Annotated in this window: 19 protein-coding genes; 11 read left to right on the top strand and 8 right to left on the bottom strand. The window is 61.5% G+C overall.

Going from position 1 to position 20,775, the window contains the following annotated elements:
- Positions 1-248 precede the first annotated feature (248 nt).
- Genes cysQ through AAF358_07500 form a run of 3 tightly spaced genes read left to right on the top strand, consistent with a single transcriptional unit; the run spans position 249 to position 2,549 of the window.
- Positions 249-1,052 (top strand): 3'(2'),5'-bisphosphate nucleotidase CysQ, encoded by an 804-nt coding sequence (cysQ, locus tag AAF358_07510; protein ID MEM7705381.1) that lies wholly within the window; start codon positions 249-251, stop codon positions 1,050-1,052.
- Between the two features lie 33 nt (positions 1,053-1,085).
- Entirely contained in the window at positions 1,086-1,559 is a 474-nt protein-coding gene (locus AAF358_07505) for a DUF2505 domain-containing protein (protein ID MEM7705380.1), read from the top strand.
- 54 nt (positions 1,560-1,613) lie between these two features.
- A complete protein-coding gene (locus tag AAF358_07500) occupies positions 1,614-2,549 on the top strand; it encodes a methyltransferase (GenBank protein MEM7705379.1) in 936 nt (311 codons plus the stop codon).
- Between the two features lie 60 nt (positions 2,550-2,609).
- Here AAF358_07500 and AAF358_07495 read toward each other — a convergent pair whose 3' ends face one another.
- The 7 genes from AAF358_07495 to AAF358_07465 form a co-directional block, all read right to left on the bottom strand.
- A complete protein-coding gene (locus tag AAF358_07495; protein ID MEM7705378.1) occupies positions 2,610-3,866 on the bottom strand; it encodes an ABC transporter permease in 1,257 nt (418 codons plus the stop codon).
- Complete coding sequence (locus tag AAF358_07490) at positions 3,863-5,104, bottom strand: HlyD family efflux transporter periplasmic adaptor subunit (GenBank protein ID MEM7705377.1); 1,242 nt, start codon at positions 5,102-5,104, stop codon at positions 3,863-3,865. The genes AAF358_07495 and AAF358_07490 overlap by 4 nt, the downstream gene beginning before the upstream one ends.
- Positions 5,101-6,258 (bottom strand): efflux RND transporter periplasmic adaptor subunit, encoded by a 1,158-nt coding sequence (locus AAF358_07485; GenBank protein MEM7705376.1) that lies wholly within the window; start codon positions 6,256-6,258, stop codon positions 5,101-5,103. Before AAF358_07485 ends, AAF358_07490 begins: the two co-directional genes overlap by 4 nt.
- Positions 6,255-7,214 carry a hypothetical protein gene (locus AAF358_07480; GenBank protein ID MEM7705375.1) on the bottom strand — a complete coding sequence of 320 codons (960 nt, stop codon included), beginning with the start codon at positions 7,212-7,214 and terminating at the stop codon, positions 6,255-6,257. Before AAF358_07480 ends, AAF358_07485 begins: the two co-directional genes overlap by 4 nt.
- Positions 7,211-7,894, bottom strand: a complete 684-nt coding sequence (locus AAF358_07475) for an ABC transporter ATP-binding protein (protein MEM7705374.1) — start codon at positions 7,892-7,894, stop codon at positions 7,211-7,213. Before AAF358_07475 ends, AAF358_07480 begins: the two co-directional genes overlap by 4 nt.
- Positions 7,895-8,174: 280 nt before the next feature.
- A complete protein-coding gene (locus AAF358_07470) occupies positions 8,175-8,441 on the bottom strand; it encodes a YcgL domain-containing protein (GenBank protein MEM7705373.1) in 267 nt (88 codons plus the stop codon).
- Positions 8,442-8,454: 13 nt separating this feature from the next.
- Positions 8,455-8,901 carry a lipocalin-like domain-containing protein gene (locus AAF358_07465; protein MEM7705372.1) on the bottom strand — a complete coding sequence of 149 codons (447 nt, stop codon included), beginning with the start codon at positions 8,899-8,901 and terminating at the stop codon, positions 8,455-8,457.
- Between the two features lie 179 nt (positions 8,902-9,080).
- Between AAF358_07465 and AAF358_07460 the strand changes: the two genes are divergently transcribed.
- The 8 genes from AAF358_07460 (at position 9,081) to AAF358_07425 (ending at position 18,958) form a co-directional block, all read left to right on the top strand.
- A complete protein-coding gene (locus tag AAF358_07460; protein MEM7705371.1) occupies positions 9,081-10,775 on the top strand; it encodes a class I adenylate-forming enzyme family protein in 1,695 nt (564 codons plus the stop codon).
- On the top strand, positions 10,768-12,003 hold the full coding sequence (locus AAF358_07455) for an acetyl-CoA acetyltransferase (GenBank protein ID MEM7705370.1): 1,236 nt from the start codon (positions 10,768-10,770) through the stop codon (positions 12,001-12,003). Before AAF358_07460 ends, AAF358_07455 begins: the two co-directional genes overlap by 8 nt.
- Before the next feature lie 65 nt (positions 12,004-12,068).
- On the top strand, positions 12,069-12,368 hold the full coding sequence (locus AAF358_07450; protein MEM7705369.1) for an autorepressor SdpR family transcription factor: 300 nt from the start codon (positions 12,069-12,071) through the stop codon (positions 12,366-12,368).
- Positions 12,349-13,005 carry an SdpI family protein gene (locus tag AAF358_07445; GenBank protein MEM7705368.1) on the top strand — a complete coding sequence of 219 codons (657 nt, stop codon included), beginning with the start codon at positions 12,349-12,351 and terminating at the stop codon, positions 13,003-13,005. The genes AAF358_07450 and AAF358_07445 overlap by 20 nt, the downstream gene beginning before the upstream one ends.
- On the top strand, positions 12,992-13,981 hold the full coding sequence (locus AAF358_07440) for an alpha/beta fold hydrolase (GenBank protein ID MEM7705367.1): 990 nt from the start codon (positions 12,992-12,994) through the stop codon (positions 13,979-13,981). The genes AAF358_07445 and AAF358_07440 overlap by 14 nt, the downstream gene beginning before the upstream one ends.
- 85 nt (positions 13,982-14,066) lie before the next feature.
- A complete protein-coding gene (locus AAF358_07435) occupies positions 14,067-14,645 on the top strand; it encodes an ECF-type sigma factor (protein ID MEM7705366.1) in 579 nt (192 codons plus the stop codon).
- Positions 14,645-17,506, top strand: coding sequence for a protein kinase (locus tag AAF358_07430; protein MEM7705365.1), 2,862 nt, complete (start codon positions 14,645-14,647; stop codon positions 17,504-17,506). Before AAF358_07435 ends, AAF358_07430 begins: the two co-directional genes overlap by 1 nt.
- Before the next feature lie 54 nt (positions 17,507-17,560).
- Positions 17,561-18,958, top strand: a complete 1,398-nt coding sequence (locus AAF358_07425) for a diguanylate cyclase (protein ID MEM7705364.1) — start codon at positions 17,561-17,563, stop codon at positions 18,956-18,958.
- A 31-nt stretch (positions 18,959-18,989) separates the two neighbouring features.
- On the opposite strand, the gene AAF358_07420 is transcribed toward AAF358_07425, so the two are convergent.
- A complete protein-coding gene (locus tag AAF358_07420; GenBank protein MEM7705363.1) occupies positions 18,990-20,738 on the bottom strand; it encodes an NADP-dependent isocitrate dehydrogenase in 1,749 nt (582 codons plus the stop codon).
- Positions 20,739-20,775 lie beyond the last annotated feature (37 nt).

Raw genomic sequence — 20,775 nt, 5'->3', positions numbered from 1 at the left:
AGACATTTCTGATTACGCGAGGCTATTAACCCGGCATAGGGTCGTCAAGGGACACTAGTCGTGGTTTTGATCTCACGCTGGAATAAGACGTGAGGAAACCCGGCGGCACGTGAGTGGGGAAGGCCGCCGCTTACGCGTACAATGGCGCGCCTGGCGAGCGCAGCGTTGTGGTCGACAACCGGTTCCGACACCGAACTGATGACCATTCCGGCGGCTTTGCCTCGTACCGATCAAAGTGACAGAACCCCATGCCGACCGTCGATCTGTTGAATCCTGTTGACTCCCTGTGCCGCCAGGCCGGCGCGCAGATCCTGGAGGTGTTCCGCGACGACATTGAGGTGCAGAAGAAGTCTGACGAGTCGCCTGTTACCGAAGCCGATCTGCGAGCCCATCGCGTGCTGACCGAGGGCCTGCCCACGTTGCTGGATGTGCCGATCCTTTCGGAGGAGGGTGAGCTCCCGAGTTTGACTGAAAGGGCCGCATGGGATCGATACTGGCTGGTTGATCCGCTGGACGGGACGCGGCAGTTCATTCGCGGCAGCAAAGACTTTTCGGTAAATGTGGCGCTGATTGAACGCGGCCGACCGACGCTTGGGGTGGTCTATCTTCCGGCCCGAGGGCTTGGTTATCGGGCGGCTCAGGGACATGGGGCGCAGTCGCAGGTGGATGTGGGCGCGCCTACAGCGATGGCCGTTTCCGCCGCTCGCGACCCGCTGCGCGTCGTGGTGTCTTCGGCGAGAAGCGGGCCGAAACAGAAAAAGCTTCTGGCGCTGCTAGCGCCCACCGACGTGCAGCTGCACGGCAGTTCCTGGAAGTCCTGCCTGGTCGCAGACGGGACCGCCGATCTTTACCCGCGCTTTGGCCCCACCTGTGAATGGGACACCGCGGCCGCTCAGTGCATCGTTGAGGAAGCGGGCGGGACGATGGTCAGCGAAAGCTTTGAACCGCTCACGTATAACCGTCGGGAGTCGTTGATCAACCCGAGTTTTTTTGTTTTTGGGGACCCGGCGCTGAGCGAATCGCTGCGGGCAATACTTCCGCAATTACCGTAGCCCAAGCCAGCGGCGGGCTGGTAGACTGGCGCCATGAGCGTAAAGATGCAGTTCGACGCGTCGCTCGACGCGGTGTTTGAGTATCTGGCAGACCCCGATTTTCTGGTCGAGCGAGCCATGGGTGTGGGTGACGTCGAGGCATCCTATGAGGTCGAAGAGGACGACGAGACGGTGACCGTCATCGCTGAGCGCATCACGCGCACAGAACTCCCCGGTTTTCTGGCCAAGCTGTTTAAGCCCGAGCAAGAGATCACGATCACCGAAACCTGGACCGGCGACGGCGACCTGATGAAGGGTGACTATGAAATGGTGATCCACGGTCAGCCAGCCAGGGTCAACGCCAGCATCACCCTGAAAGCCGACGGTGATGAAGCCTGCAGCTACAGCATCACGCACAAAGCCAAGGTTGATATCCCGCTGATCGGCGCCAAAGCCGCTAAGTTTCTGCTCGGCGAGACCGAGCGTGTGGCTGCACTCGAGCTCGAATACCTCGCAGAGCAGCTTTAAGCCTACCCCCGTCTGATTCCGGACGGGTCTCCCTTCCCGGTTGGAGGATTTGTGATGAAAAAGACCCACTGTTTTGCAGCGACAGTTGTTTTAAGTTCGCTGCTGGCCGGCTGCGGCGGCAGCGAAGAGCCCACGACGAGCGCGGAGGTTGCGCCGCCGGATGAGGCGCCCAAAGAGATGACGATGGTGGATGCGCCGGAGGACTCAAGTCAGATTCTGACACGAGTGCTGGCCGATCAACCAGACGAAGCCAAGGCGCGTTTTGCCTCGCGCCATCCCGAGGAGACCCTGACCTTCTTTGGCATTGAGCCAGGCATGACGGTGGTTGAAGCGCTGCCCGGCGGTGGCTGGTACAGCAAGATTCTGCTGCCTTACCTGGGCGCTGACGGTAAGCTCGTTGGCATCAACTACAGCGCAGAAATGTGGCCGCTCTTCGGGTTTTTTGACGAGGAAGCCGTCGAAGGTTTTAAGGTATGGACCGAGACGTGGCCGAAGCAGGCTGAAGAGTGGCGCACGGAAGACAGCGCTTCCCTCGCGGCTTACGAATTCGGAAAGTTACCGGCCGACGCTGCGGGCACCGCCGACGCGGTGCTGCTGGTTCGCGCGATGCACAACATGCGTCGCTTTGAGGATCAGGGTGGCTACTTCACGGGCGCCATCGCTGACGCGTTTAACGTCCTGAAACCGGGCGGCGTTGTTGGCATTGTCCAGCACCAGGCCCCGGACGACTGGAGCGACGAATGGGCCGGCGGCGGTCGCGGCTATCTGAAGAAAGCTGACGTAATCAGCGCCATGGAGGCCGCGGGCTTCGAATTTGTGGCCGAGTCGGCGATCAATGAAAACCCCAAGGACTCACCGGGTGAAAGCGATGTAGTGTGGCGTTTGCCGCCGACCTTTAACGGCACCGGTGACGATCCTGAAATGCGAGCCAAGGTTGCGGCGATCGGTGAGTCAAACCGCATGACGCTCAAGTTTCGCAAGCCGGCCTAAGAGTCAGCCGCCACAAACAAACCTCAGTCAGCCAGCCCGCTCGGGCTGGCTGGCAGCTCGCTAGTCCGACTGGAGCGCCTGGACCGGATCCAGACGGGCAGCGGACATGGCCGGATAGACACCAAATCCGACCGCAATGGCCATGCATACAATCACTGCGCTGACAATCACCAGCAGCGACCAGGCCACTGCCCAGCCCGCAAACGCGGCAATCGTATAAGCGAGTAGGACCCCAAGCACCACGCCGGCGGCCGCACCCAGTAGCGCAATAACGGTGGCCTCGACGAGAAACTGTCGCACGATGTCGCGCTCGGTGGCTCCGACAGCCCGCAGCAGGCCAATCTCAGACTTACGCTCCATCACGCTTGCCAGCATGATGTTCATGATTCCGATACCGCCGACCAGCAGCGATATACCCGCCACCGCAGACATGACGATGGTAAAGATGCGCTGGGTTTGTCGGTGTTGGGCCAGCAGCCTTGCCGGGACGGTAATCTGGTAGTCGTTCTGCTCGCTGTGGCGGCGGTCCAGCAGATGACGGATCGCCTGAGCGGCTGCCCCGGGTTCGATGCCGTCCCCGATCCGGACCTTCAGCTCATCGAGCTCCTGGCTTAGATCATCGAGCTTAAGGCGGGTCAATCCGGTGCGCAGCGGAACGAGGACCTGGTTTGCCTCTCCGCCGACCTCGCGACCCTCAAACTGCTCGTCCGGCAGCTGGCGGTCCTGGAGAACGCCTACCACCTCAAGCCAGAGGTGGTTGACCTTGATCCGACCGCCGACGGCGCCGCCGTTGGGGAACAGTTCACGGGCGGCGTTGCTGCCCAAGACCGCCACCTGCGCGAACCGACGGTTGGCGTCGTCGTCAAAGAACTCCCCGCGCTGCGCACTGAGACTGGAGAGCCGGAAAAAGGATGGACTGACGGCCAGGACTTCAGCTTTGCTCTGTCCTTCGCGGCTGAACAGACTCCAAGTGCGAAACGCTTTGGCGCCTGACCAGCTCTCCACAAAAGGCAGGGTGCGAGCGATTGACTCGGCGTCCCGAATATTCAGCCCAGCGGAATACTTTCGGACCTCTTTGGCCGTTTCAGAATCCAGCTCCCGGGCTTCGACGATTAAGTTTCTTAGGCCCATGCCCTCGATCAGCTCTAGGGCCTGGCGCTGGCCGCCTTCGCTGACTGCCAGCATGGCGATCACAGCACCTACGCCAAAGATCATGCCGAGTAGCGTCAAGGCGGTGCGCATGCGGTGGTGCGCGAGCTGGCCGGCGGCCTGCCGAACGTCGACCAGCATGCTTGCTAAATTGAGTCCACCACTCATCCGGTTTCCTCCGGTGGTGCCACGAGACTGATCCGTTCGCCGGCTGCAACGCCACTCGTGATTTCCACCCGGTCCGGACTGCGCCGACCTAGTTCCACGGAGCGTCTTTCGCTCGAGTTGCTACCGTTGACCACGTATACCCACGCGTTACTCTGGTCGCCATATACCGCCTGAGCCGGTGCAACGAGCGCATCATCGACCTCGTGAGTGATGACCTCGGCGCGAAGCCGGCTGCCAACCCGCATAAGGTCTGCATCGACTGCGTCGATTTTTGCCTCAACGCTGAAATATTTCTGCGGGTCGGTGCGGTTTCGCGGGCTCGCGACTGGTGAGACGGTGGTGACCGTTGCCGTGAAGTCGCGGCTACTGTCAGCGTCGAGCCGAAAGCGAACTCGCTGGCCGCTTGCTAGGCCGACGGCATCATTCTCCGGCACAAACAATCTGGCTTTCACCTTTCCTCGAACCGGCAGCTGACCGATAGGTCGACCGGGAAACGCCGCTTTGCCTTTACCCAACTTCTCGCCCCAGGGCGTCCGGGCATAGATAAAGGTTCCGTCGGCGGGACTACGCAGTTCCATCATGCCGAGGGCCGTTTCCTGTTTCCGGAGTTTCGAAAGCTCTGCGTCACGTTGGGCGAGAATCAGATTTTCTTCGGCGCTGATCCTTTGATCGAAAGTATTTGACTCCCAGGCGAGGAAGGCTGACTCGACGTCCAGATAGTCGATGTCAGCGAGCGCATCGATGAGCTCGTTGCGGCTGAAAAGTCGTTCGTCGGCACCGGCGAAGGTCTCCGTGTACGCGCGCTCTCCGGTTACGCGTTCGCTATCGTGAGCAATTCGGGTTTTTTCGACTTCGCCGCCGCGCTGCACGTCTGCCAGCTGAAAATCACTCTTGGTGACATTGAGCGCGGTAACGTCCCGATCCTGACGAATCTGAACGTCGTCGAAACGCGCAATAACGTCGCCGGCTTTCACTTCAGAAAATTCCGGCGCCATCCACGCGATATTGAAGCGCATACGCACCGAGCCGGGCAATGAGATCGGAAGAGACTCTGACGCAACCAGCTCTCCCTCCGCGCTGATGGTAAATTCGGTGCTGGCGGACTCCAGCACAACCCCGGGCGTACCTCCGCCGGTTTGCCCGCAACCGCTCAGCAACGGGGCGATAGCGAAGGGTAGCCAAACGCCAAGCAAACGTAGTCGGCGCCGCCAGGTTGGGGTCTGATACTGAAGGGTCATAGCGCCACCTCTGCGCCGGCTTCGACTCCGGCATCGACAATACGTAGACCGCCGCTGGCGGGGCCGAGCGTTACCGGGCTCCAGCCCCGGCCACGGATCTCCACGCCGGGCTGGCCGTCGCGATAGCGAAGCGCCAGATCAGGAATCGCCAGCGCGTCGCTTCGAACGTCCGTTTCGATGACAATTTTTGCGGACATACCTGGCCGGAGCCTCGCCATGGCATCCTCAGGCAGTGAAAGGGTTACGTCCCGCACCATAGCCTGAGAGTAACGAGATTGGCGTCGCACGATACTTGCCACCGCGGTCACTTTGGCTTCGAGCTCGTTGCCACCCGCCGCGTCGATCGTGACGGCAGCCACTTGGCCAACAGCGATACTGGCTGCCGCAAACTCTGGAACCTCTGCCTGTATCAACAGATTCTCACTGTCTGCCAGCTCTGCCACGATCATGCCCGGATTGACGGCATCATTGACGTCCAGCTTCTGACCCTCATTGTTGGTTCCAACAATGACCACACCCGTCTGCGGCGCCCGGATGGTAAATGACTCCAGCTCCCGCTGCGCGCCCGCAAGTTCGCTCTCGAGGCGACGGACATCGGCCTTCAACTCGGCGATTTGTGCCTCGCGTACGCGCTCGGTGAGCACGAGCCGTTGCCGCTGGCGTTCGTGCAGGTCTTTGGCCGACCGGCGCTCTTCAACCAGCTTGCGATACTCCAGGCTGGCGTAGAGATCGGCGCTGACGTTCGCCTTTCGTTCCGCTTTGTCAGCGGCACTTCGTGCGCTGGCCAGCTGAACCTTTTCCTCTTCGATCTGCTGGGCCTGGATCTCGAGCGTCGACTCAAGCTCCGAACGTTTCGCGTTGAGTTCGCCCGTCAGGTTGCGCACTCGATCGTCGGTGCTGCTGGCGTCGAATTTGGCAATCACATCACCCTCAGTGAGTTTGCTGCCCTCCGCAGCCAGCTGGGTGATGGTGACCCGCCAGTTGCGGCTCGGCGGCGGACCAAATCGCTGGGAATTGGCAGAATTCACAATGCCTGACGCTGAAACGGTGATTGGCCTGTCGGCGGGCTCCAGCGTCATCCATTGGTCAGCCTGAACGGCCGCGCAGTACATGACGAGCATCAGGCTCAGCAGCGTTGGCTTGGCACTATTCATGATTCTGCAGCTCCGGCGCGCTCGGCCATGACGCTCATGCCGGGCATGAGCTGTTCGGGCACCTGGCTAACCGGCTCGGCAATCAGCTCAAAATATCCGCCGGCGCTCCAGTCTTGCCGCTCGACTGCCTGGCTGGAGCTATACGTAATCGTCGCTTTAAACGTCTCCAGTCCCTGCGCGTCAGCAGTGACCTGCAGCACCTCGCCTAGCCGGAACTGGCGGATATCCGCTTCGTGGACCCAAAACCGGATCTGTAAATCCTGCCGGCTGGCAACCGAAGCGATTGCAAAACCGCCATACAGCGTCTCGCCTGGGAAGATCTTTTTGCCAGTCCAGGGGTTTTCGCCGTAGATGACAAAGCCAGCCTTCTGGGCTTTGATGACGGTGGCTTCCAACGCTTTGCTGATTCGTTCATAGCTTGCCTGAGCCTGCTCAACCTCAAGCTCGACCCGTTCGCTCACGTCTTTCAGTTCTTCCTGAGCATTCAGAAGCTCCGCCTCGCTCCGTATCCGCTCCCGCTGGGCGATTTCGAGCGCGAGCTGGTATCGGTCGTAGTCTAGCCGCGGGATCGTGCTCGCCGGAATCACCGCGTCAAGTTCAGCCAGCCTAACGCTTGCGTCTGCCTGTGCCACCTGCTGTTCTGCATCCATCACTTTCAGCTTCAGCTCGTCGACCTGGCGGGCAGCGGACAGCTGCTGCTTCTCAAGGTCTGTTCGGGTCTGCTCTTCCTGCGATATGAGGTCGCCGGGATCCAGCGTCACCAGTGGATCACCGATGGCGACCTTACTACCTTCGGTTGCCATCCATTCTATTCGCCGTTGCCAGGCCCCAGGCAGCGATGGCATTTCGACCGTCTGGGCCTCCACATCCTCCACCACACCCGTCAAAAGCGACTGGGCGTTCGCAGAGCCGAGTGACAAAAGGCTCGTGATAAACATTAACCGAGGCATATTCATGCGGCTTCCTCGCGGCGTGTGTCCGTTGCAATCTTCCCGTCCCGCATGGCGATGACTCGGCTGGCGTGGGCGGCAATTTCATCTTCGTGAGTGACCATCACGATGGTCTGCCCTTCTCGATTAAGCTCTTCGAAAAGACTCATGATCTCCTCAGAGGTTCGACTGTCGAGGTTGCCGGTTGGTTCATCAGCGAGCAGCAGCGGCGGTTCGTTGATCAGCGAACGGGCGATGGCGACTCGTTGCCGCTGGCCGCCGGATAGCTGATTCGGCCGATGGCCCATGCGGTCATTGAGGCCGAGCCTTGCCAGCAGATCGCGCGCGCGCTGCTCGCCACCGACGCTGGCCTTGCCGTAGCGCAGCGGCAGCAGCACGTTTTCGAGTGCGCTGAGTCGAGGCAGCAGATGGAAGCTCTGAAAGACGAACCCGATCTGTTCATTGCGGAACTGCGACAGCTCGTCGTCGGAAAGATCGGCGACCTCGTGAGACAGCAGCTGATAGGAGCCAGCGTCGGGGGTGTCGAGGCAGCCCAGGATGTTCATGAGGGTCGATTTCCCCGAACCGGATGGACCCATGACCGCCACAAACTCCTGCGCAGCAACGGCCAGATCCACGTGGTCCAGGGCGTGCACCTCGGTGTCTCCGACCTGGAAAGTGCGGCAAAGCTGGCGCGTTGTAATCATGAGCCCCCCTGTAACGGGCAGAATTTTGGCGCGGAGTATCGTTTAGGCGCCGTCCATGCCTTGTGAAACGGGTCGCCTCAGCCCGCGGTTAGCCTCATGGGCGCACCACGCCATAGTTAGACGAACGTAACCTGCTTCGCGTTTACTTTTTGCGCATTATGACAAACCGCATGGGGTGGGAAGCGTGTCTGAAGCTGGATTGGCCGCTTGCCAACTCCGCGGGCCATGCGATCCACTCCCTACCTCGTCTTGTCCCGAACGCGTCAGGGGTCGGGTCCGGCTAGCGCAGCAGCTGTTCGTTCGGCATCAGCGGCGTTTTGGCTGGCGGCGGCTGAAAAAAATAGCCGGCTTCAGTAAGAGCCTGTCTGACTTTCTCTGGATCTGAGCGAGCCAGCTTGCGGCCGGGCTCCAGGCTGAGCTCCAGCACCAGCGAAAGCTCACCCAGCTGCTGCAGCAGCGCGTCGGGCACGCGAGAGAAGTCGTTTTCTTGCGGCACAAACAGGTAGCCCTCATGCAGCTTCTTGCCGGCATAAACAAAACAGTTCATGGAATGGTTAGGCTCACGGTTCATTTGCCCGCCCAACTGGAGCGGCCTCCGCGCGACGCCACGCGATTTCATGGCGCCGCTCCTGGTCCGCTAAGGTTTCGATCCCGGTGAGCAGCATTCGCTTGCCCTCCAAAGATGCGTGCCGGACCTGAGTTGTGCCCACCATGTTTGGGTTCAGGGCGGCTTCGACCCGGTGGAGCACCTCTTCGCCCTCGACCCACCAGCTGCCCGCGTAATGGAAGTAGCTGACAAACGCGTCCGCCAGCGCTGCCGCCGGCAGCTGACGAGGGCTCGCGCCATCTGTGAATCGCGTACGATCTCCGGCGCTGACGGTAGCGCTCATGTAGCCGTCGGGCGAGTAGATCAGCAGCCCAACGGGCTGCTTGCCGAAGGGGAATTGCGGCGCACCATGGGTCGCGTCAGCCAACCTTTTTCTGGTGACGTTCCAGGTCGCCAGCAACCAGCTCCCGCAAAGCGCTTTCCTGAGGGCGATTCCGCTTAGCAAACTAGACCCCGATGTTTAAGCGTGAGCCCGCATGACCTATGATCGGTCGGAGAAATTGCAGCGCGCGGCGGGCCCGGCAGCGGTCCGTCCTGGACGGCTGGGTCCACGCGATGGCTTTGGAGAATTTCACTGTGATGACGTCGCCTCAACATCGTATCGATGAGTTTACCCGCTCAGGCTGGTGGTCGGACACTCAGCTTCATCAAATGCTCGCTCGGCAGGCGGCCGCCAATCCCGCGATGCTGGCGGTAGCTGATCCGCCTAACCGGCCGGCGCTGACCGGAGAAGACCCCTCCAGATTGACCTATGCGGAGCTCGAGCAGCTGACGCTGCACCTGTCGATCCAGCTGCGGGAGGCCGGTTTGGTTCGCGGTGACACCGTGCTGCTTCAGCTGCCCAACACGGTCGAGCTGGTCGCCCTGTATTTTGCGGCCAGTCGTCTCGGGCTCATCCTTTCGCCGGTGCCGATGCAGTACCGACAGCATGAGCTGAAGGTTGCCCAGAAGACGCTGGGGCCACAGGCGATGATTACCCTTGAGCAATTTCACGAAACCGAACAAGCCGCGCAGGCGCGCGACTGTCTGGACCCGGACGTGCAGGTGCTCGCCTTTGGGGCCAGTTTGCCGGAAGGCTGTGGAATGCTGTGCGCCAATGTTGCCAACCATAGCCCAACGCCTGAACAGCTGGCGAGTCTCAAGGCCGGCGACGATTTGGGTAGCGCCAATGATGTGCTTACGGTGTGCTGGACCTCCGGCACCACCGGCGAGCCAAAGGGTGTTCCGCGGTCCCACAACATGTGGCTTGCTACGGCTAGGAACTCGTCGGCGGCCGGCGAGTACCAACCGGGCGATCGGCTGCTGAATCCGTTTCCGCTGGTCAATATGGCCGGTATTGGCGGTTTCCTGTTCCCGTTTGTTGACATCGGCTGCAGCCTTTATCTGCATCACCCGTTCGATCCGGGCGTATTTCTGCAGCAGATGGCGGAAGAAAAGATCACGTTTACGATTGTGCCGCCGGCGGTGTTGAATCAGCTCGCGGGGTCGCCGGAAACCTGGAACGCGTTCGACTTCACCGAGCTGCGCCGAATCGGATCTGGTTCCGCCCCGCTGGCGCCATGGATGGTCGACACGTTCGACAACACTTACGGCAAGCAGATCGTAAATTTCTACGGGTCCAACGAGGGGATTGCGCTGTTTTCCACGCCGGAAACCTCGCCCGATCCGAAGGTGCGCGCCACCATGTTTCCGCGCATGGGGGTCGGTGGTATGCCCTGGACCGGGATCACCCACGAGATGGTGGGAACCCGGGTGGTCGCCGTAGATACGGAGGTCGACATCACCGAGCCGGGCGAGCCGGGTGAGCTGTTGTTTTTTGGCCCTACCGTGTTCGATGGGTACACCAACAATCTCGGCGATGACGTGTTCACCAGCGACGGCTGGTTTCGCACCGGTGACCTTGTGGAAATCTGCCCCGAGGCGACCGATTACTATCGAATCGTAGGCCGCTGCAAGGACATTATTAATCGAGGCGGCATGAAAATTTCGCCGGCTGAACTGGATATCCTGCTGGAAGCGTTTCCCGGGATTCGCGAAGGGGCGGTCTGCTCGTATCCGGATGAGAACCTCGGGGAGCGGGTTTGCGCCTGCATTGTGCCGCAGGAGCTGCAGCACGTTCCGACGCTGGAGAAAATCTGCGCCTTTTTGACGCAGCAGGGCCTGGCCCGCTTCAAGCTGCCCGAGCGGCTGCTGTTGCTGGACGTATTGCCCCGCAATCCCATGGGAAAGGTTCAGCGCAATCTTCTTGAGCAGGCTGTCGCCGCTGATGAGTGAGGTGTTCATTCTGGGGGGAGCCCAGACCGACTTCGCCCGCAACTGGGCGCGGGAAGGGCTGACGGTTTATGACCTGTTCAGCGAGACCCTCACGGCTGCGGTGACGTCGACACGGTTGGAGCCCAACGGCATCCAGTCCGGGCACGTTGGCAACTTTGCCGGCGACCTGTTTGCCGGTCAGGGCCTGATGGGCGGATTTTTTGGTCATACGTTCCCCGAGCTCGACGACATTCCAACCGCACGGCATGAGGCGGCCTGCGCGTCGGGCTCGATGGCGGTGATTGCGGCCATGAACGATATTCTCGCCGGGCACGTTGAGTGTTCCGCGGTGGTGGGCCTTGAGCTTATGCGCAACGTTCCCGGGCGTCAGGGCGCGGAACATCTCGGTGCGGCGGCCTGGTCTGGGGTCGAGGCGACCGACTGCGACTTTCCATGGCCGTTCCTTTTCGATCGGATCACCCAGGCCTATGAGTCTCGCTACGGGATTGACGATGCGCACCTGCGGGAGATCTCGCGAATCAATTACGACAATGGCCGGCGCAACCCGCTCGCCCAAACGCGTGGCTGGGATATCAGCGAAGCGTTTTTTTCTGATGACCCGGAGACTAATCCGGTGATCGAGGGGCGAGTACGAAAAAGTGACTGCGGCCAGATGACCGACGGCGCCGCGAGCATCATCTTAGCCGGTAAAGCGTTTGCCGAAGATCACGCCCGGCGCCAGGGTATGGCTCTGGACGATCTGCCTCGGATTCGGGGCTGGGGGCATCGATCCGGGCCGCTGCTGCTGGAAGAAAAGCTGCGTCGAAGCCAGGAACAGCCGCTGTTGTTTCCTCACGCGGCAAAAACATTCAGCGACGCGTTGAGTCGATCGGGCTTCAAAGACATTTCCCAACTCGACGGTCTGGAGACGCATGACTGTTTCACCGTAACGGAGTACATGGCCATCGATCACTGTGGCCTGACGCCGCCGGGTGAGAGCTGGCGGGTTATCGAAGACGGCACAATTGGACCGCGGGGCAGCTTTCCGGTCAATGCTAGCGGGGGGCTGATCGGGCTGGGTCATCCGGTCGGGGCCACCGGCGTCAGAATGGTGCTCGACTGCGCTCGTCAGGTCACCGGCCAGGCGGGTGACTCCCAGGTGGAAGGTGCGCGAAACATGATCACCTTCAATCTGGGCGGCAGCGCCACCACGTGCGCCAGCTTTGTGGTGGGTGTGGGCGAAAGCTAGGGTGGTGTCCGGGCCTGTGTCATTGGTTGATTGTATTTAGATATTTATCTAAATATCATACAACCATGATCGGGCAATCGGTTTTTAAGGCGTTGGCGGATCCGACCCGGCGGGAGATCCTGCGGATCCTGCGGGCGGGTTCCATGCCTGCCGGCGACATTGCCGACCATTTCCCGATGACCAAAGCCTCGCTTTCCCACCATTTCAGCCTCTTGAAACAGGCTGATCTAGTTCGAACTGAACGCCGCGGTCAGCAAATTGTTTACTCCCTGAACACCACCGTGATGCAGGACGCTGCCGGGGTGCTGATGGAGCTGCTCAATCCCCCTGCTACGGAGGTCAACGATGACGCAAAAAACCGCTAACCTACTGTCCCTGGTGCTGATCGCTGCCGGGGCGGTGGCCGGTGCCTTGGCCTATCCTCACATGGCGGACACGGTGCCGACCCACTGGAACGCCGCCGGCGAGGTGGATGGCTACTCCAGCAAGCTGACGGGTGTCTTGATCGGGCCGGTTGGTGCTCTGGGTATGTGTCTGCTGATGTGGATCATCCCGAGGATTTCGCCCAAGGGTTTTCGAACTCATGAGTTTGCCGGCGTGATCCATATCTTCCAGGTGGCGCTGGTGCTCTTTATGCTCGCGGTTGGGGGGCTGATCGTGCTGAGCGGCCTCGGTCAGCCCGTTTCCACCGAGCGCGTCATTCCGCTGGCGGTGGGCCTGCTGCTTATTGTCATCGGCAATTACGCCGGGAAACTCCGCAAGAATTTTTTTGTGGGAATTCGCACGCCGTGGACGCTGGCCAGCGACGAGGTCTGGGCCCGAACCCACCGGATGGCCGGCTACTGTTTTGTCGCGGCCGGTGCCGGGCTGATGATCGTCGGCGTCGGGGGGCTGGGGATGGTGCCCATGGTCGCGCTGTCGGTGGCTGCCGGTCTGCTACCGGTCGCATACTCCTTTGTGCTATACCAGCGGCTCGAGGGCTTTGATCATGCGGACGAGTGATCGTAGCGGGAATCTGGCGTTGGGCTACCGATGCACGGTACAAGCGGCTCTGGGGATGGTGCTGCTTGCCTGGACCTGCGGCGTTGTGGCCGTGGAGACCGAGGTATCGATCGATGTCGTGGGCGGAACGCTTGAAGGTTCGCTGCTGGTGCCGGATCTTAAACCCACCGTCGCCTGCGGCCTGATTGTTGCGGGTTCGGGTCCCACGGATCGTAACGGCAACTCAGCGGTGCTTCCCGGCAGCAATAACAGTCTCAAATACCTGGCGCAGGGGCTTCAGGCTCAGGGCGTTGAAACCCTCCGCTACGACAAGCGGATGGTCGCCGCCAGCACGACCGCAAGTCAGTCGGAGTCGTCGCTGCGCTTTGAGCACTACGTGGACGACGCCGTTGCGCTCTACCGATGGCTTGATCAGCGTTGCTCAGCGCCGGTGTTTCTCCTGGGCCACAGCGAAGGAGGGCAGATTGTGCTGTCGGCGGCAGAGAAAGTTCGGCCGGCGGGATTGGTGGTGCTGGCAGGACCAGGGACCCATCCGGCCGACCTGATTGCCACGCAGCTCAGCGCACAGCTAACAGGGAACCCGCTGGCGCAGGCCATCGCGGCGCTCGATACGCTGCGCAACGGGGAGACGGTAGAGGCAGTGCCCACCGGACTCGAGTCGCTGCTGCGCCCCTCCGTGCAGCCCTATCTGATCTCCTGGTTTGCTCATGACCCGGCGCAGCAGATCGAAGGTCTCTCGCTGCCGATACTGCTGCTCTACGGCGACACCGACCTGCAGGTCCCGGTGTCGGAAGGTGAGCTGCTCGCCTCGCGCGCTTCGCAGGCTCGTCTCCAGGTGATCAAGGGGATGAATCACGTGCTCAAAACGGCTGACGGCGGCATGGCGGAGCAGATGGCGAGCTACAGCGATCCGTCGCTGCCTTTGGCAACCGGGCTAATGTCTGCCATCACCGAATTCATGGAGCTGACACCATAAGTTGAGCCCGGCCATTTGACAGGCTTTGCACGACCCTCGACACTGGAATTCACGCGATTTTGGTCAGCCGGCTGCGGAGTCGAACATGTCCAGCCAAAGCCCCGTTTCGCCGGGAGAGGTCACCCAGCTACTGAGAGCCCAGGCCGAAGGCGGGGAGGCGGCGCTCAACCACGTTGTGTCTTTGCTTTACGAAGAACTCAAAACGCTCGCTCAGTCGCAGCTCCGGCGTTCGAGCGTTCGCAACGAACTGCAGACCACGTCGCTGGTCCACGAAGCATTCGAAAAACTGTCGGCAGCCAACAGCGCGGAGTTTCGCAACCGCGGACATTTTTTTGCCGTCGCCTGCCGGGTGATGCGTCAGATTGTCATCGACACGTGGCGTGCCCGAATGGCGTCCAAACGCGGCGGTGGGCTGCAGGTGGAATCGCTGCACAGCAACCTGCTGGCCGACCTGAATGATCCACACCGCGTTCTGCGCCTGGATGAGGCGCTGAACCAGCTGGAGCAGGACAACGAGGAGCTGGCCGAAGTCATCGATCTATCCTGTTTTGGCGGCTTCAGCAGCGCTGAGATTGCCGAGCTTCGGGGCACCAGCGATCGGACGGTCCAGCGGCAGCTCAAGCGCGCCCGCGCCTGGGTAAGCCACATCCTGGAAAACGCCTGATGGCAGATACCCGGGAAACCGGGCCGCTCGATTTCCACAGGCTGGACGAACTGCTCGACCACGCGCTATCCCTGGGCGCCGCAGAGCGCGACGCCTGGCTGACGGAGCTGCCGGCGGTCCATCGAAGCCAGCTCGAGGACTTGCTTCAACGTACCGAGGCTGACGATCTACAGCCCCTCGCCGCCGCTGCGCGGCAGCTGAGCGAAAGCCACGCGGCTAACGCGGTGGTTGAGCCGCCGGGCCAGCCAGGCAACTGGCGTCTGCAGGAACTGATCGGCACCGGCGGCATGGGGCAGGTTTGGCTGGCCGTTCGCGAGGCGCAGGACTTCGCGCAGACGGCGGCCATCAAGATGTTGAAGGCGCAGCGCAGCGGGCAGGACGTGCTGGATCGATTTCTGCGTGAGCGCCGTATCCTGGCGTCGTTGCAGCATCCCGGTATCGCACGGTTCCTTGATGCGGGTGTCCTGGACGACGGCTCTCCGTGGTTCGCCATGGACTACGTTGCCGGTCAAAGCCTGCTCGGTGCGGCGGCGGACCTTTCTCTCACCGCCAAGATCAATCTGTTTCTGAAGATCTGCGACGCGGTGGCTTATGCCCATAACCGCCTGGTGATTCATCGCGACATCAAGCCGGCCAATATCCTGGTCGACGAAGAGGGTCAGCCCAGGCTGCTGGACTTTGGCGTGGCGGCGTTGCTGGAAGACCGGGTCGATGCCTATCAGACCGGCCAGGCGGGCAGCCCGATCACCCTCCAATACGCGAGCCCGGAGCAGGTGAGCGATGCTGAGGTCACGGTGGCCAGCGACGTTTATCAGCTGGGACTGCTGCTGTACGAACTGCTGGCCGAGCGCCCGCCCTACCGGCTGGGCGACCTGTCGCTCGAGCAGGCGCTGGAGACGTTGACGCAGAAAGCGCCGTCGCCGCCAAGCCGTCACCAGCTTCAGCTTCCCCGTGATCTCGACGCGGTTGTGCTCAAGGCGCTGCAAAAAGATCCCGCGGATCGCTATGAGCAGGTTGCGATGCTGGCTGCTGATCTAAGGAGTTACCTCGGCGGATTTCCGGTCGCCGCACGGCCCCCGTCACCCTGGTATCTGGCGAAGCGATTTGTTCAGCGGCACGCCACGCTCGTCACACTTGGGGCACTCTTTGCTGTGGGCCTCACGCTGGCGACGTTGGTGGCGGTCAATCGGTCTCGCGAAGCTAACGCGCAGGCCGAGCGAAGCGCAAAAGCGCAGGAAATTCTGGCCAGCGTCTTTCGGCAGGCGGACCCCTACCGCGAGGGTCAGAGCAATATCGGTCTAACCGACGCGTTACGCCAGGCGCGGGCGTCCATCGATGAGCAGGTGAGGGGGGACCCGCTGCTGGCGACGGAGGTGTATCTAGCGCTGGGGGAAACGTACGCGAAGCTCGGCTTGACCGATGAGGAGCGAGAGGCTTACCAGCAGGCTTATGACGCCTCGCAAAACCTGCCGGCGTCGGCTCGGCGCCTGAATCTCAGTGCGGTGAATGGCCTCGGCAATGCCCTGGTACGAGACGATCCGGCGGAGGCGGAGCGGTTTTTACGAGAATCATTGCCTGATCGTCCTCTGAATAAGCAGGAGAGTCAGACGTGGCTTAGGGCCAGCTACGCCCTAGCCAACGCCTACCTCCGGCTAAGACAGATGGACCGGGCTGACGATACGGTGCGTTCGATGGCCGAAGTGGCTGAGCAATTCGGTCAAGAAAGCGCGCGCGGTCGTGGGCAGCTCAGCCAGCTGCTGGCCGGCGTTGCCCTCCGAGCCGGGAATCGCGAAGCGGCAGACGGACACTGGCGTCAGGCCGTGGCCCACATGCGGGAAACCGAAAACCCGTTTCCGCTGGCGGTCATGCTAAGCAATCAGGGGATCTTTTTGGGCCAGGGAGGGCGCATCGATGAGTCCGACGCCGCGTTTCAGGAGTCCCTCGGTATCTTCCGGCGCCATTCGCCGAGCGATCCAACCCACGCAAGCGTCCTGCGAACCTATTCAGGCCTGCTCATTCGCACCGGTCGATACTCTGAGGCTGTGGATCGCCTCCAGCATGCCCGACGAATCGTTGAGCCCACCAGCGAGCATTACACCCGCTATGTCGTGCTGGTGAACCTGGCCCGCGCGGCGTTCCTTGCCCGCCAAAGTGCCACCAGCGTGGAGGCTGCGATGGCCGGCATGACTCTGGCGCTTGATCGCTACGGCGGCGAAGCCGAGATCAGCCACCGGATGCGGCTGCAGCTCGCTAGGCTGCTGTCCTTTGCCGAGCTGCACAGCGAGGGTCTGCGTTTGCTGCTGCCCTTAGCGGAACGGGAGCAGCCGTCCAGCGATCTGCTAGTGGAACTGGCGGACATCGCGCTGGACGCCGCCGAGCCGGCGACGGCCCGGTGGGCTTTGAATCAGCTCGAACCGGCGAAAACCGCCAAGCAGCGGCGCGTGCTGATTCGAAGTCGCGTGCTGTCCGGCCAGCCGTTGCCGACATTGGAAGAGTTCGAGTGCGGGCCGTCGCCGGCGGCTTATCCTGATGCCTTTACGGTGGCGCTCCGTCGCTGGTTTTTTGTTCTGACCGCTCCCACCGGGTCGGCGGCGGAACGGGCCCTGACGACCTACACTCATCCGCTGTTCGATCCGCTGGATGAGCTGCGTTTATATCGCGTGATTGCTACCGCAACCGTTCTTCCGAAGGGCAGCGCCATCGGAGAGGACAAGGTTGCGGCGCTCGAGGCCCTCAGCAACGAATTTCAGGCCGAACTCACTCGATCATCGCTGCCAGCCCTCCTGGAACGTTTGTCGTCGAACCCGGCAGATCCCCTCCCGACAGCGAACGATCTTCCCGCCTGGGCTTGCGCTGGCTAACCCCCCAGGCCACAGGTTTTCTGCGTTTGGCCGATATTAGGCGTGATGTGCCGGATGAACCCGATGGCCGAAGACTGGAAACAGAAATATTTTGCTGCGCTGGCTGACGCTGAGCGCGACGAGCAGGAGCTCCAGCGAATGGCGGTCCTGCTGCGGCTGACGGCAAGCCGCCTGGCGGCCCCGGCCACCGGTCTCGATCCGCAGCTCGATCGGCAGCTTGACCAGCTGCTGGCCGGCGTGCGCTCGTCGCCGGTTTCGGCATCGGTCGAAGCGCTGCTCGACGACATCTCCAGCAGCGTATCCGCCCTGGACCGCACCGCGTCGCAGCTCGACGGGGCACTTCAGGCGAGCGGCTCGGTTCCGTCGGCTCGGCCGTCGCCCGAATCGCGTTTTCTGGCCATGCTCGATGTCGTAGACCGCGAGATTCTTGATCCGCAGGCGCTTGAGGCGACCCGCGCTGCCCTGATGCAGTCGGTACCTGACAACCGCTGGCCCGCCACCGTCCGGCAGATCGCTGAGCTCATCACCGAAGCGGCCGCCCGTCAGTCGCGTGAGGTTCGCGAGCTCAAGGGGTTTCTGCATCGCTTGACCTCACGGCTCAAGGAAATCGATCGGTCGCTGGCGGGCACCCAGGATCAGTTCGCCGAAAACCTCAAGCGTGGTGAAGCCATGGCCGAGTCGGTGAACAGCCACCTGGGTCTGCTCAGCAGCGACGTGGCACAAGCCACCGATCTACCCGACTTACGGGAACTGGTTGAGCTACGTACCGAGGCGATTCATAGCCGCCTCCAGGGTTTTATCGACCACGAGCGAGAGCGTCACGTTGCGCAGGATGAGGAACTCAACGCGTTGCGGCGCCGGGTGGGCGAGCTGGAGTCCTCGGCGGGCGAGCTGAAGTCAGAGCTGGCGGATGCCCGGCAGGCAGCCACCGTTGATGCACTGACCGGCCTGCTGAACCGCAGGGCATACGATGCTCGGGTGGAAGAGCTGATCGGCGAGAGCCGGGATGCCAATACACCCCTCGGGCTGGTGGTCTGCGACATCGACCACTTTAAGAAGCTTAACGACACGCTCGGCCACCAGGCTGGTGACAAAGTTCTCGAGTCGGTGGCGCGGGTCCTGGCGAACAGCGTTCGTCGGGACGACCTGGTGGCACGCTATGGTGGCGAAGAGTTTGTGGTTGTCCTCCCGGGGAGCACGGGCGCGCACGCGAGGCAGGCCGCCGAGAAAATTCGGGCCGCCATCGAGGCGGCTAATTTCCGGTTTCAAGGCGAAAAGGTTGCCGTGACAATTTCCTGCGGCTGTGCTGAGCTCAGCGGAAGCGAGAGTGCTCTGGCGTTGTTTGAGCGCGCCGACCAGCTTCTGTATCAGGCTAAAGCGGCAGGTCGCAATCGGGTCTGCGGCCCTGAATCGTTAGCGGGTGCTACACCACCCCTGTCGCGCACCGGTTGACGTGGCGGCGATGGGCTCGCCGCCCAATCGATCAGCTGTCTGACTCGTCCAGCACCGACGCCACGGCGTCAAGGAATCCTTGCATGTCGACAATCTGCTCGCCGTCCGGGTCAATCGTTTTGCCTTTGAGGTCACCCGTGATGATGCCCCGGCCAACGGTTTCGATGAGCGCGTTCTTGAGGTTGACCGAGTAAGCCAACAGGGCCTGATTTTCCTCGCGGGTCGCCAGCGCTTCTAGCGCGTTGGCCAGCGCGTAAAGCAGCGCTGAGGAGTTGAACAGCGCCACCTCGCCGTTGGTCTCCAGATACTTGAGGTACAGATCGTGAGCGGTGCCGTGGGGCGCTTCAAACAGCATGGTTCCGTCGGTGCTTTCGATCACCGAGCTGGCCGTTGCCAGGCTGCCGCCAAGGGCGGCCGAGATATCGGAGAAGATATCGCCGTCGAGGTTCTGAGCCGGATACAGGGCGTTGCGCGGCGGGTCGGTCACCATTTTTACGAGCTGGCGCGATGGCCGCATAATCATGAACGAAGGCGGGGGCGTATCCTGCTTGGCGAGCTCCCGCCGCACGTCGGTAATGATCGTGCTGAAGACGTCGTCGTAGGCCATGTACTCGCGTTTGAGACCGAAGTAGACCTCTTTGTCCTTGTGTGAGGCGTCGCGGAACACCTGGCTCACCCAGTCTTTAATTGCCTGCCGGTCATTGGACATGAACAGCATCGGGTCACCCTGACGCACGTGGCGAGCATGTTTTTCGTCGCCGTCCACAATGACCTTGACGATGCCGTCTTCTGGAGCCGGAGCGTTGTAGCTGCCGTACTGATCACCGCCGCCCGCGCTCATGCGGGAGATGGACACGTGGGCCTCCCGATCGGAGATGCCAAATTTTTTCAGCTGTTTCACCAGCTTGTAGAGCTTGCGCCCCGAGGTGTTGTCCGGCACGCCCCAGAGACCGCGTTCCGGTGGATTGGCCACAAGCCGAGCGGCCTGCGCGTCGATCAGCTCGTAGTGATAGCTGAGGCCAAGCTCCTTGAACTTGGCTTCGTAATGTTCTTTGAAAATGTCCTCAATGGCTTCTCGCATCACCCCGTCGTAGCCCGGAATGACGGTATCTTTCAGGCCGAGATAGGTATCGCGTTTTTCCTCGATCGCGAGCTGGAAGAACTCGTGCGCCCAGGTTTCAACCGCTTCCATCTCATTGGTAGCCAGCAGCCAGGGATCACCTTTGTTGATGAAGCGGCGATGCAGCTCTTCGGGGTCGCCGCTGCTGCCGACAAAGACGAGCTTCGCGACGCCGGAGGCGGTCGACAGCGCGTTGGCGCTGTGTTTGATGCCGCCGGTATCCATGGTCGACACGGTGATGTCGCGATCCTGCCAGCCGGGCCGACGAATTTTGAGGTTGGTAAACTGGATATCTTCTCGCGTGATGTTGCCGCCGATGCCTTTTCGGATTGCACCATTGGGCGATTTGGTGGCGAGACGGTCGAGTTCACTTTCTTTGATGGCGGGGTGTTTTTCCAGCAGCTCATCGAGCTGCTGGCGGTTGACCGTCATTCCCGCATTCTTAATCCCCACGCCGTGAGTCTTTAGCGCCTCGATAGCGTCCCGGACCGCCTGGCCGTTGGTCAGCAGCCGGTTCTCCGCCGTCAGGTCGATTTCCACCAGCTTAAGGTCCAGGCGCTGCGCCACAAAACGGTCCAGGATCAGCTCGAAAGCGACCTGCGCCATTTCGTCGCCGTGCAGCACAACCAGCGGTTTTTCCACAGAAATACGAGACGCCATGAAGTCTCCAGAGAGGGGCAGTTGCGGTCGGGGAGCA

The organism is Pseudomonadota bacterium, assembly GCA_039033415.1.
Classification (GTDB): Bacteria; Pseudomonadota; Gammaproteobacteria; order Xanthomonadales; family SZUA-38; genus JANQOZ01.
Note: the sequence above shows the minus strand (reverse complement) of the source record. Positions and strands in the feature narration are given on the sequence as shown.

Excerpts from the sequence above, each read along its gene's own strand:
- cysQ (MEM7705381.1), top strand. The coding sequence starts at position 249 with ATGCCGACCGTCGATCTGTTGAATCCTGTTGACTCCCTGTGCCGCCAG.
- AAF358_07505 (MEM7705380.1), top strand. The coding sequence starts at position 1,086 with ATGAGCGTAAAGATGCAGTTCGACGCGTCGCTCGACGCGGTGTTTGAG.
- AAF358_07500 (MEM7705379.1), top strand. The coding sequence starts at position 1,614 with ATGAAAAAGACCCACTGTTTTGCAGCGACAGTTGTTTTAAGTTCGCTG.
- AAF358_07495 (MEM7705378.1), bottom strand. The coding sequence starts at position 3,866 with ATGAGTGGTGGACTCAATTTAGCAAGCATGCTGGTCGACGTTCGGCAG.
- AAF358_07490 (MEM7705377.1), bottom strand. The coding sequence starts at position 5,104 with ATGACCCTTCAGTATCAGACCCCAACCTGGCGGCGCCGACTACGTTTG.
- AAF358_07485 (MEM7705376.1), bottom strand. The coding sequence starts at position 6,258 with ATGAATAGTGCCAAGCCAACGCTGCTGAGCCTGATGCTCGTCATGTAC.
- AAF358_07480 (MEM7705375.1), bottom strand. The coding sequence starts at position 7,214 with ATGAATATGCCTCGGTTAATGTTTATCACGAGCCTTTTGTCACTCGGC.
- AAF358_07475 (MEM7705374.1), bottom strand. The coding sequence starts at position 7,894 with ATGATTACAACGCGCCAGCTTTGCCGCACTTTCCAGGTCGGAGACACC.
- AAF358_07470 (MEM7705373.1), bottom strand. The coding sequence starts at position 8,441 with ATGAACTGTTTTGTTTATGCCGGCAAGAAGCTGCATGAGGGCTACCTG.
- AAF358_07460 (MEM7705371.1), top strand. The coding sequence starts at position 9,081 with ATGACGTCGCCTCAACATCGTATCGATGAGTTTACCCGCTCAGGCTGG.
- AAF358_07455 (MEM7705370.1), top strand. The coding sequence starts at position 10,768 with ATGAGTGAGGTGTTCATTCTGGGGGGAGCCCAGACCGACTTCGCCCGC.
- AAF358_07450 (MEM7705369.1), top strand. The coding sequence starts at position 12,069 with ATGATCGGGCAATCGGTTTTTAAGGCGTTGGCGGATCCGACCCGGCGG.
- AAF358_07445 (MEM7705368.1), top strand. The coding sequence starts at position 12,349 with ATGACGCAAAAAACCGCTAACCTACTGTCCCTGGTGCTGATCGCTGCC.
- AAF358_07440 (MEM7705367.1), top strand. The coding sequence starts at position 12,992 with ATGCGGACGAGTGATCGTAGCGGGAATCTGGCGTTGGGCTACCGATGC.
- AAF358_07435 (MEM7705366.1), top strand. The coding sequence starts at position 14,067 with ATGTCCAGCCAAAGCCCCGTTTCGCCGGGAGAGGTCACCCAGCTACTG.
- AAF358_07430 (MEM7705365.1), top strand. The coding sequence starts at position 14,645 with ATGGCAGATACCCGGGAAACCGGGCCGCTCGATTTCCACAGGCTGGAC.
- AAF358_07425 (MEM7705364.1), top strand. The coding sequence starts at position 17,561 with ATGAACCCGATGGCCGAAGACTGGAAACAGAAATATTTTGCTGCGCTG.
- AAF358_07420 (MEM7705363.1), bottom strand. The coding sequence starts at position 20,738 with ATGGCGTCTCGTATTTCTGTGGAAAAACCGCTGGTTGTGCTGCACGGC.